This window comes from Microvirga sp. P4_G7 (assembly GCF_056401005.1).
In genome coordinates, this window is the sequence record NZ_JBFUKD010000912.1 from 1 (window position 1) to 1,206 (window position 1,206).

1 protein-coding gene is annotated in these 1,206 nt (G+C 60.6%); it reads right to left on the reverse strand.

Annotated features, from left to right (window positions below; all coding sequences use genetic code 11):
* Positions 1 to 1,206 (reverse strand): TRAP transporter permease (locus AC1DT3_RS21840; RefSeq protein WP_477467272.1); only part of this gene is annotated, 1,206 nt, incomplete at both ends.

The window sequence follows — 1,206 nt, forward strand, 5'->3', positions numbered from 1 at the left end:
GTCATGATGAGCGTGAAGAGCAAGGTCAGCGTCTGTGGCGCCATGAACCAGACGGGAATGATCGACCCCGTGAGAGAGGCGAGGTTCGCTGCCGTCGAGGTGACGATGAACGAGAGCTTGAAGCCGACACCTGTCAGTGTCACCACGCCGACGACGATCCCGACGGTCGCGGCCGCAGCGCCCACTGCCAGTGCGTATTTGGCGCCGTCGCGCAGGCTTTCGAACAACTCGCGCACGGTCATTCGCTTGCGTGGATTGAGCAACCCCACCGCGATGCATAGGGTGATGCCCCAGAATGCGGCGAGATAAGGGGTGTAACCGGCAATCAGGATGCCGATCAGCGCGACAAGAGGAATGATCGTCGGCCAATCTCTCTTGAGCGCCGCATTGATATCGGGCATTTCGTCGGGGCGCAGCCCACGCAATCCATTTCGCTTTGCTTCGAAATGGACCTGCATGAACACGCCGAAAAAGTGCATGAAGGCAGGTGYGATCGCCGCAAGGATGATGGTGCTATAGGGCATGTTGAGGAATTCGATCATGAGGAACGCTGCGGCGCCCATGATCGGCGGCGTGATTTGTCCACCGGTCGAGGCCGTCGATTCGACGGCGGCTGCGAAGTGCTTCTTGTATCCGAGTCGGATCATCGCCGGGATCGTGAGCGAGCCGACCGTAACGGTGTTTGCGACCGACGATCCTGAGATCATGCCAAACAGAGCCGATCCGAAAATCGAGACCTTGGCCGGTCCGCCGGCGTAGCGACCGGCGACCCAGGCGGCGCAATCGAGAAACAGCTGCCCCAATCCGATACGCGTCGCAAACACGCCAAACAGAACGAAGTGGAAGACGTAGGTCGCCACGACGCCGAGCGCGATGCCGTAGATTCCCTGGCTCGTGAGATAAAGGTGGTCGATCAATTGCGAGAACGTCGCGCCCGGATGAACGAGAATTCCCGGCATCGAAGGTCCGTACATCGCGTAGATCATGAAGATGGTGGCGATGATCGGCAACGGCCAGCCGACGGAGCGGCGCGTCGCCTCGAAGAGGACGAGAACGAGGGTGCCGCCGAGGACGACGTCGGTCGTCGTGGGGTTGCCGACGCGAAAGGCGAGATCGTCGAGCGGAATCAAGGGAACGTGCAACACCGCGACGACGGCGGCGATCGTGAGCGCCCAATCGAACAAGGGAATACCGATCGGACGAAAC